The following is a 9544-nucleotide window of genomic DNA, read 5'->3' as shown; positions in this document are numbered from 1 at the left end:
GAGCTCGATTTCCTGACCAGCCGCATGGACCTGCCGCAGGACTGAGCGCGCCTTGTGAAGAAGACGGGCGCGGCCGAAAGGCCGCGCCCCTCGATCAGAGCTGCGGCGGCGTGAAGAACGGCGCTGGCGACATCAGCTGGTTGACCTGCGAGACGAGGTACGCCGCCTCGGCGCTCTTCGCCAGATAGGCCTGCCACTCGGGATCCGCCGCGAGTGCCGCACGTTTCGTGGCCCGGTCCGCGGCATCCGCATAGCACCATATATGCACGGAGGAATTCACGTCGCCGGTCTCGACCGCGCCGTAGACGACCGGGTTGCCAAGGTGCCGGCGCTGGATGTCGTAACCGTGCTCGCCGTAGAGCGCGAGGTGCTTGCGGATCGTTCCGGGACGGCAGGTATAGGTTCGATGGTCGTAAAGCATGAGTTTTCTTTCATTACTTACAGGGTCTTGCCACGTTATCGCCAGCGCCTTCCGAAGCAGGCTTGCCAGCTCCACGGGTGTTCATATAGTAATGTATTAGTTGGTAGCGATGCAAGTTCGCCCGACGATTCCGGCCGGCTCTGACGCGAGTTCATGGCAGTGGCGCACGCGCGCAGCTGCACCGCGGCAGGGATCACGAGGCCGGGACCAACAGCCCAGAACGGCAAGGGTCCGTTCAAGTCTTGGAGGAGACACCTAATGAAACGCACTTTCATCGGCGCGGTTGCCGCCCTCACCACGGCCCTCGTGCCGCTTGCCGCATTGGCGGAATTCCCGGAGCGTGACGTGCGCATGGTGGTGCCGTGGGGGGCCGGCGGCGGCACCGATGGCATCGTGCGCAAGGTGACCACGCTTGCCGAAGAGTCGCTGGGCGGCACCATCTATGTCGAGAACATCGAAGGCGGCAACTCGGCCACCGGCGTCGGCCAGGTGATGGGCGCCAAGGGCGACGGCTATACGCTGGGCGCGCTGACCTACGACAGCGTCGTGACCGTGCCGTGGCAGGGCATGCTGCCGAGCTACAAGATGGACAAGCTCGACCTCGTCGCGCGGATCACCAGCGAAGCCGATGCGATCATCGTAGACGCCGATTCCGACTACCAGTCGCTCGATGACCTGCTGGCCGCGGCCAAGGCCGACCCGGGCAAGGTGCGCATCGGCGTGCAGAACCTCGGCGGGCGGGTCCACCTGACGCTGCTGCAGCTGCAAAAGCTCACCGACACCCAATTCAAGATCGTCTCCTACCCCGGTGGCGCGGCCCCGCAGAAAGAGGCGCTGCTGTCGGATGAGGTCGATGTGGTCATGACCTCGCTCGGCGATTTCGCCAACCTGATCGAGGATGGCACCGCCCGCGGCATCGTCGAATTCTCGGACGCCAAGAACCCGACCTACGACGTGCCCACCGCCGAGGAAGCCGGCGTTGAGCTTCTGAACGGCTCGTTCATCGTGATCGCCGCGCCCGCAGGCACCCCCGAAGACGTGGTCGCCAAGATCGAGGCCGCCTATGAGACCGCTTACAATTCGGACGAGTTCCAGGACTGGCTCGCGACGATCGGCGTGACCCCGAACTGGCTGGCCGGCGACGACCTCGACACCTGGGCCGACGAAACCGCGCAGGGTCTGTTCACCGAGATGGATGCGCTCGTCGAGGCCGGTGTACTCTCGAAGTAATCCTCCGCTCCCTGTCGTGAAAGGTGGCACCGGGCGCGCGTCCGGTGCCACCCCCCAACCGGAGACCAAGATGGCCGACCGTGCGCCCCTTCTCAGGACAGGTGTCCTGCTGCCCTTCTTTTTCCTGATCGTCACCACCGTCTACCTTGCCGCGGCCTTCGACATCCACTCGCAGTTCGCGGGTGATGGCGAGATGAGCCCGCGCTCGGTGCCGATCCTCACCGCCATCCTGATGTACGCCGCGCTGGCCGTGGTCTTCGTGGCCGAGTTCCGCAAGCCCACCGCCGACGGCCCCGCACGCGAATTGCTGCGGCCGCTGCTGGTGATCGTCGCCACCGCGGGCTACATCGCGCTGTTCCGGCCGCTCGGCTACTGGCTGGCGACGCTGGCCTTCACCTCGGCGCTCTTTGCGATCTTCCACTTCCAGCTGCGCAAGCCGCATATGTTCGCGATCTACGCCATCGGCGTCACCGCCCTGTTCTACGGGCTCTTCGCGGGGATCTTCGGCGTGCGCCTGCCCACCCTCACCGGGGGTTTCTTCTGATGGATATCTTCATCGACGTGCTTGGCGGCATGTCCGCGCTGGCCGATCCCTACGTCATCGCCTTCATGGTCGGCGGCTTCCTGATCGGCACCTTCTTCGGTGCCATGCCGGGGCTGACCTCGGTGCTGGCCATCGCGCTCTTGCTGCCGATCACCTACACCATCGACGTGGTGCCGGCGCTGGTCATGTGCGCCTCGATCTTCATGGCGGGGATGTACTCCGGCTCGATCACCGCGACCACGATCAACATCCCTGGCGCGCCATCCTCGATGATGACCGCGGTCGAGGGCAACGTGCTGATGAAGAAGGGCTTCGGCGCCAATGCTCTGGGGCACGCGGCGCTCGGCTCGATGATCGGCGGCGCCATCGGCGCGGTGCTGCTCATGGCCTTCATGCCGATCGCCGCCGAGATCTCGCTGCTGATCCGCACCCCGGGCAAGTTCTCGCTGGTGCTCTTCGCGCTGGTGGTCATCGTGATCGTCGACAAGGGCAATATCGCCAAGGGCTTCGTCGCCACCCTGCTTGGCGTAATGATCGCCACCGTCGGCATCGACGTGCTGCAGCCGATCCCGCGCTTCAACTTTGGCACCGAGACGCTGGTCGAGGGCATCGACATCATGCCGCTGGTCATCGGCGCCTTTGCGATCTCCGAAGTTCTGATGCAATCGGAGAGCTGGAAAAACAGCCTGAGTTCGACGCTGGAAAAGGCCAAGGACCTCAAGATCCGCCGCCGCGACTTCCTGCCGCCGCGTTCGGAGATCCGCGAGATCGGCCTGCTGGCCTACCTGCGCTCCGCCTTCATCGGCTACGGCATCGGCATCCTGCCGGGCGCCGGTGGCTCGATGGCCGCCTTCGTCTCCTATGCGATGGCGCGCTCGTCGTCGAAGAAGCCGCAGGAATATGGAAACGGCTCGCGCGAAGGCATCGCTGCGGCAGAGGCCGCCAACAACTCGATGTGCGGCGGGGCCTTCGTGCCGATGCTGATGTTCGGCATCCCCGGCGATCCCACCACCGCGATCGTTCTAGGCGTTCTGGTGATCAACGGCCTCCAGCCAGGGCCGCGCCTGCTCGAGAACCAGGCCGAGCTGCTCGGGCCGATGCTCGGCTCGCTGTTCTTCTCGGCGCTGGTTCTCATCCCGCTGACCCTGTGGCTCTTCGGCCCGTGGTTCATCAAGATCGTGTCGATCCCCAAGGGCCTGCTCTACACCGGCATCGCGGTGGTGGCGCTCGTCGGCAGCTACGTGGCGACCTACTCGGTCATCCAAATGTCGCTTGCGGTGATCTTCGGCGTGCTGGCGTATTTCATGCGCAAGCAGAACTACTCAACCGTGTCGATGTTGCTGGGCTTCATTCTTGGCCCGGATCTTGAGGAATACCTGAGGCGCTCGCTGTCGTTGAGCGACGGCAACCCCATCGTCTTCCTGACCAATCCTGACAGCCTGTTCTTCCTCGCGCTGACCGCGCTGTTCGTCTGGGCGATCCTGATCCGCAAGCCGAAGAAGGGTTTGGCGGAAATGCGCAGCGACATCTAAGCAACTTAGATATTGGATAATGCCCCATTTTCCTGCCTGGAAGTGGGGCATTGCTCTGTCGTAAGTGAGGAGCACGTGTACTGTCTCTGCGCCGACAGCCAAAGCCGATCCGATGCCCACTGCTCGCCGCATCGGCACGTCAGGGCTACAACCATGAAATCATGTCCTTGGCTGCCCTCGCCCACAGGATCATTCGGACCCACATCCCACTCGGATAAGGCCAAAATATGTAAAAATAATTATGGTTTACCGACCGAGTGGCGCGTCTCTGCTCTTTGCCGCATGCGCCTCAGTGCGCCTGCCCGATACAAAGTTGAACAAAGTGAAATCGCGCCGACGAAATCTTGCCGACCGAAGGCACTCCGGTCTAGGCGCCCCCATACTGCACTTGCCCTGTGTCACCAAAATCTGGCTCCGCGTCAAGTCACCCCTGCGCGGATCAGCACCGAGATCGCGGTTTCGAAATGCTCGGTCATCGCGGCCTCGGCCTTCTTGCTGTCCTGCACCCGCTTCGGCATTGCCGCGGCGACAGAGGCGGGCGTGATCGCGCTGGTCTGGGCCCTCGTGCTGGGCAAGTTCGTGTTCCGCGAATACAGCTGGCGCCATCTCGGCCGGTCGCTTGCCGACTGCTGCGTCGACAGCGCGCTGATCGGCTTCCTGATCGCGGCCTCCGTTCCCTTTGCCTGAATCCAGATCGCAGACCGCCTGCCGCAACAGCGCGTCGGGTTGACCCAGGACTATGCGCTCGGGCCGGCGGCGCTGATCCTCGTGGTCGTGCTGACGCTCTTCGTGGCGGGCACGTTCCTCGATCTGACCCCGGCCATCCTGATCGCCGCACCGCTGTTCCTGCCGCTGCTGACCCTCGCCGGCTTCGACCCGGTGCAGGTCGAGATCATCATGATCATCAACCTTCAGCTTGGTGGCGTGACGCCGCCCGTGGGCATCCTCGTGTTCATCACCGCGCAGATCAGCAGGACCCCGGCCGCGGCGGTGTTCCGCGAGCTGACGCCCTTCGTCGCGGCGATCATCGTCGTGCTGGGACTGGTGTGCGCCATTCCCGCGCTCACGCTGGGGTTGTGGTCGCTGATCGGCTGAGCGCGCAGGGCAACGGTCCCGCTGCGGTCCGACCGCGGCCCCTCCCCCGGCCGCACGCCGTTGCCCCGCTCACCCGATGCCTCCTGGGCGGACCCCCGCCCCAGCCCGGACCGACACTGCTTCAGGCCCGGCCCGGTGCCGGGGTGCGCAGGACAACCACCGAGACGCAAGGCACCACAAGCGGCGCAATGGCATAGGTGATTTCCCCATGGTCCCAGTGGACCGCGCAGCATCCCGGTCTGTGAATATCCTAGATATCCGCGGGCGGTTCGGGCGACCCTGCCAAGGCGGAAACTTCGCCTGTACCGCGACTTGACGGCTTCTTTCGCTCTCTGGCGCGTCTCGTTCTGGTCGAGTGCCGCCGAACACCGATGGGAGGGTGCTTGCTCCCTTCCGCCACGATACCGATCCACGATTGAGCGTCATGCACCCAATGGAGATGGGCTGACGCAAGCGCGGGGCGGCAACCGCAGCGCCGAAGCCCACCAATGGCCTGAGCAGCGGCGTTGACCCCCGCGACGCTTTGCATTGTTCGGGCTCTAACACCCTTGCGAAGAACTGATGGGGCGCGAAGCGGGTAGGGACAAATTTTGAAAAAGAGTAGCGATGAAAGTGCCTGCCGGCGGGCCGAGGGCCTCTGCGCCGGGGATCGTTTCGAAGGGACGGCATCTGGCAGAGACACCGTGTCATGAGCCGAAAGCTGTCTTTTGCGCTGGAGACGTCCCGCCCCTCGCTTGCCGCTTGAAATAAATTGCACCGAACAAGAAAAATTTCACGCGGCGTTGACCAAGCCCGGAAGCCGTCTCTATCGTCACCTTACGCAAGAAATTGCGGGTCGTGAAATTACTTGCGGGGAGGCAAGTACTCACGCACCGAAACCCCTGGCGTCTGCCAGGGTCATTTGGGAGGACAACATGAGACAATCCGCTATTGCCGTAGCTCTGGCCCCGGCACTCGCTGCCCTATCGCTTGCAACCGCGAGCCCGGCGACGGCCCAGGAGGGTCTGCACTGCGCTCCGGGCGAGACCTATATCATGAACGTCATGGTGTCCGGCCACCCCTATTGGGTGCCGGTCTACCAAGGCTTCAAGCAGGCTGCCGATGCCTTCGGCTGCGAAACGGTATTCTCTGGCACACCCGACTACGACATCACCAAGCAGATCGCCTCTTTCGAGCAGGACATGGTGAAGCAGCCCGCGGGTATCCTGGTGCATCCGATGCAATCGGATCCGTTCATCGAGCCGATCAACCGCGCCATCTCAGATGGCACGCAGGTGGTGACCTTTGCGGCGGATTCTCCGAAATCCGACCGCAGCGCCTATATCACCTCCGACAACCTGGCCGAGGCGAAATTTGCTGCCGAGGAAATCGTCAAGCAGATCGGCGAGACGGGCGAATACGCGGTTCTGGAGAATCCGGGTCAGTCCAACCATGACCTCCGGGTGACCGCCCTGATCGACTACATGCAGCAACATTATCCCGACATGGAACTGGTCGGTCGCCAGGCCACCAATCAGGACAGCACCGCCGCCTATCGTGCGACCGCGTCGATCCTACAGGCCAATCCCGAGCTGGGCGCGATTTGGATCCCCGAGGCGGGCTCAGCGGAGGGCGCGGTCGCGGCGATCCTCGAAGCCAAGTCGGACGTGCTGGTCATGCATGCGGATATCACCCCGGCCACGCTCGAGCACATCAAGGCCGGCAACATCCACATGGCGCTGAACCCGAACCAGGGCATGCAGGGGTTCATGGGGTTCATGGCGACCTTCATGGCGGCGCATTCCGAAGTCTTCGATCCGTTCAACGACTACCGGACCTCGGGTTACAACCCGGTGCAGATCCCCTTCATCGACAACGGATTTGCCGTGATCACGAAGGACAATGCCGACAGCTTCGATCTGAACACCTACATGCAGGGCCGCGACCCGGCGTGACCCAGGCGGCGGGCCGTTCGGGCCCGCCTCACCGCCCTTTTCCGAGGCCCTCTCATGCACGACGACGTGATCCTGAAAATCTCCAATGTCAGCAAGTCCTTCGGCCCGGTGCGCGCGCTGAGGGGCGTCAATTTCGAGCTGCGCCGCGGCGAGATCCACGCGCTCGCCGGCGAGAACGGCGCGGGAAAGTCCACGCTGATGAACATCATCGACGGCATCCTCCAGCCCGACGGCGGCGAGATCCTCTGGGAAGGTGAGCCGGTCCGCATCGCATCCCCAAGCGCCGCGCAGCAGCTGGGGATCGGGCTGGTGCATCAGGAGATCGCCCTCTGCCCCGATATTTCGGTGGCCGAGAACATGTTCATGGCGGTCACAAACCGGAGCCGCCGCCTTCTCATGGATGTGGGTGCGCTCAAGCAGAAAGCCCGCGCCGTGCTGGGGCAGCTGTGCGACATCGATCCGGGCGCGATCGTTCGGGACCTGCCGATATCGCATCAGCAGCTGGTCGAGATCGCCAAGGCGCTGACGCTCGATTGCAAGGTCCTGATCCTCGACGAGCCGACCGCCGCGCTGACAGACCGCGAGGCGCAGACCCTTTTCGAGATCATGCACAGACTGTCGGCGCAGGGCATCTCGATCATCTACATCTCGCATCGGATGGTCGAGATCTTTGACAATTGCGACCGTGTCTCCGTCTTTCGGGACGGTCAGTACATCACCACCGCCGAGATTTCGGAGATCACACCCTCGGGCGTCGTCAACGCGATGGTCGGCAGGGAGATCGGCACGCTCTATCCGCCCAAGAAGGCGGCAGAAACGCAAGCTGACGAGGTGATTTTCGAAGTCAGGGATTTGACCGAGAAAACTCGGTTCAGGAACGTGTCCTTCGCGCTGCGCAGCGGAGAAATCCTCGGCATCGCGGGTCTCATCGGCTCAGGACGAAGCGAAATCGTCAAGGGCATCTGCCGTCTAGAGGGCGACGTTTCGGGCGAGGTGCTGCTCGATGGAAAAACGCTGGATCTGCGCCACTACGGCGACAGCATCGCGGCTGGCCTCGTCTATCTTTCCGAAGACCGAAAGGGCGATGGCCTTTTCCTGAAACGCTCCATTGCGGAGAATGTCTCGGCACTGGATCTTGGGCGTGTCTCCACCGCGACGGGACTGATCGAGACGGAAAGGGAAATGGAATTGGCCCGAAGTCTGGGAGCGAAACTCAACCTCAAGTTCGGGCGGCTTTCGGACCCGGTGTCTTCCCTGTCAGGGGGCAACCAGCAGAAAGTGGCAATTGCGAAGATGCTCTCGGTCAATCCCCGGCTGATCTTCCTCGATGAGCCGACCCGCGGCGTGGATGTCGGTGCCAAGTCCGAGATTCACCGGATCCTGAGGGAACTGGCCTGCGAATGTGTCGGAATCGTGGTGATTTCCTCCGAGCTGCCCGAGCTGATTGGGCTATGCGACCGCGTGCTGGTGGTGCGCGAGGGCCGCATCGCTGGCGAAGTGGCCGGGGACGCGATGACCGAAGAAAACATCATGCGCCTGGCCTCGGGCCTCGAGACCGCCCCGCAACCGACACTGAATGCCTGAGGAAGACCGATCGTGGAAAACTCAATCGAACTGACCGCAGCCGCCAAGCAGGGAGCCAACCCGGTGAAGAAGTTTCTCAGGATGCGCGAGACCGGGCTGATCCTGATCATCCTGGCGCTCTTCGTCGCCATGTCCTTCGCATCGCCCTACTTCCTGACTTGGGTGAACATGCGCGCGATGGTCATGGCCTTTGCCGTCGAAGGCATCGTGGTGGTGGGCATGACGATCCTGCTGATCTCGGGCGGCATCGACCTCTCGGTCGGCTCTGTCACCGCGCTGGCGATGGTCATCGCCGGATCGCTCTTCCTCGCAGGTGTCGACCCTTGGCTCGCCTCGCTGGTGGCGATCGCCGCCTGCACCGCGATCGGCGCTTTCATGGGCTTTTTCGTGACCCGGATGGGGCTGCACCACTTCATCGTCTCCCTAGCGGTAATGGTGATCGCGCGCGGGGCCTGTCTTCTCTTCACCGGCGGTCGTCCGCTCGGGTTGTTCACGCTGCCGCCGGAATTCAAGTTCATCGGCCAGGGCTCGATCGGGCCGGTGCCGCTGGTGATCATCGTCTTCCTGGTGGTGGTCCTGTGCTTTGACTTCATGCTCCGGCGCAGCACTGCCTTCCGCAAGGTGTTTTATACCGGCAGCAACGAGAAGGCCGCCGCCTATTCGGGGATCCGCACAAAACGGGTGATCTTTCTCACCACGACGCTCTGTTCGACGCTCTGCGGCATCGCCGGGATCATCTACATGGCCCGCTTCGGCTCGGCCCAGCCCACTTTCGGCCTGGGCATGGAACTCAACGTGATCGCCGCGGCGGTGATCGGCGGGGCCAGCCTCAACGGGGGCTCCGGCACGATCTTCGGCGCGATCCTGGGGGCGGCGCTGCTGTCGGTCGTGTCGAGTTCGCTCTCGCTGCTCGACGTGTCGGTCTACTGGCAGGACATCATCCGCGGGTCGATCCTGCTCACCGCGGTCTCCATCGATCACTACCTGAACAAGAAGCGCGACGCGGGAGGCAAGGCATGACCGAACCGTCTCCCGACTTCGATCTCATCCGCCAGATTCACACCGTGCTCGTGCTGCACTTCGTGGAGGGGGTGAAGCAGTCCGAGATCGCCGCGAAGCTCAACCTGTCAACCTCGAAGGTGAACCGGCTGATCGCGCAGGGCCGCAGGCTCGGCATGGTGCAGATCGACATCAAGAGCCCGTT

At 63.3% G+C, this 9544-nt stretch carries 8 protein-coding genes and 1 pseudogene; 8 read left to right on the top strand and 1 reads right to left on the bottom strand.

Features of this window, described 5'->3' with window-relative positions:
* Positions 1–94 precede the first annotated feature (94 nt).
* Positions 95–421, bottom strand: coding sequence for an NIPSNAP family protein (locus tag ACN0Q0_RS16610; protein ID WP_417244392.1), 327 nt, complete (start codon positions 419–421; stop codon positions 95–97).
* Between the two features lie 258 nt (positions 422–679).
* On the opposite strand from ACN0Q0_RS16610, the gene ACN0Q0_RS16605 reads away from it, so the two are divergent.
* From ACN0Q0_RS16605 to ACN0Q0_RS16570, 8 genes and pseudogenes are all read left to right on the top strand, one after another.
* On the top strand, positions 680–1651 hold the full coding sequence (locus ACN0Q0_RS16605) for a Bug family tripartite tricarboxylate transporter substrate binding protein (protein WP_095883897.1): 972 nt from the start codon (positions 680–682) through the stop codon (positions 1649–1651).
* A gap of 70 nt (positions 1652–1721) precedes the next feature.
* Complete coding sequence (locus ACN0Q0_RS16600; RefSeq protein WP_095883896.1) at positions 1722–2195, top strand: tripartite tricarboxylate transporter TctB family protein; 474 nt, start codon at positions 1722–1724, stop codon at positions 2193–2195.
* Complete coding sequence (locus tag ACN0Q0_RS16595) at positions 2195–3727, top strand: tripartite tricarboxylate transporter permease (RefSeq protein WP_343504484.1); 1533 nt, start codon at positions 2195–2197, stop codon at positions 3725–3727. Before ACN0Q0_RS16600 ends, ACN0Q0_RS16595 begins: the two co-directional genes overlap by 1 nt.
* A 492-nt stretch (positions 3728–4219) precedes the next feature.
* Positions 4220–4822, top strand: a pseudogene (locus ACN0Q0_RS16590) (TRAP transporter large permease subunit).
* A gap of 914 nt (positions 4823–5736) precedes the next feature.
* Entirely contained in the window at positions 5737–6756 is a 1020-nt protein-coding gene (locus tag ACN0Q0_RS16585; protein WP_343504485.1) for a substrate-binding domain-containing protein, read from the top strand.
* Between the two features lie 54 nt (positions 6757–6810).
* Positions 6811–8340, top strand: coding sequence for a sugar ABC transporter ATP-binding protein (locus ACN0Q0_RS16580; RefSeq protein ID WP_343504486.1), 1530 nt, complete (start codon positions 6811–6813; stop codon positions 8338–8340).
* A 12-nt stretch (positions 8341–8352) separates the two neighbouring features.
* Entirely contained in the window at positions 8353–9360 is a 1008-nt protein-coding gene (locus tag ACN0Q0_RS16575; RefSeq protein ID WP_417244391.1) for an ABC transporter permease, read from the top strand.
* On the top strand, positions 9357–9544 hold a 188-nt coding region (locus tag ACN0Q0_RS16570), incomplete at its 3' end, for a sigma factor-like helix-turn-helix DNA-binding protein (protein WP_417244390.1). The genes ACN0Q0_RS16575 and ACN0Q0_RS16570, both read left to right, overlap by 4 nt.

Source organism: Celeribacter sp., from assembly GCF_048259695.1.
Lineage (GTDB): Bacteria > Pseudomonadota > Alphaproteobacteria > Rhodobacterales > Rhodobacteraceae > Celeribacter.
The sequence above is the reverse complement of the archived record's forward strand: the minus strand, read 5'-3'. Positions and strand labels throughout refer to the sequence as shown.

Bases quoted from the DNA above. Each gene is read 5' to 3' on its own strand.
- ACN0Q0_RS16600 (WP_095883896.1), top strand. From the start codon at position 1,722: ATGGCCGACCGTGCGCCCCTTCTCAGGACAGGTGTCCTGCTGCCCTTC.
- ACN0Q0_RS16610 (WP_417244392.1), bottom strand. From the start codon at position 421: ATGCTTTACGACCATCGAACCTATACCTGCCGTCCCGGAACGATCCGC.
- ACN0Q0_RS16595 (WP_343504484.1), top strand. From the start codon at position 2,195: ATGGATATCTTCATCGACGTGCTTGGCGGCATGTCCGCGCTGGCCGAT.
- ACN0Q0_RS16580 (WP_343504486.1), top strand. From the start codon at position 6,811: ATGCACGACGACGTGATCCTGAAAATCTCCAATGTCAGCAAGTCCTTC.
- ACN0Q0_RS16605 (WP_095883897.1), top strand. From the start codon at position 680: ATGAAACGCACTTTCATCGGCGCGGTTGCCGCCCTCACCACGGCCCTC.
- ACN0Q0_RS16585 (WP_343504485.1), top strand. From the start codon at position 5,737: ATGAGACAATCCGCTATTGCCGTAGCTCTGGCCCCGGCACTCGCTGCC.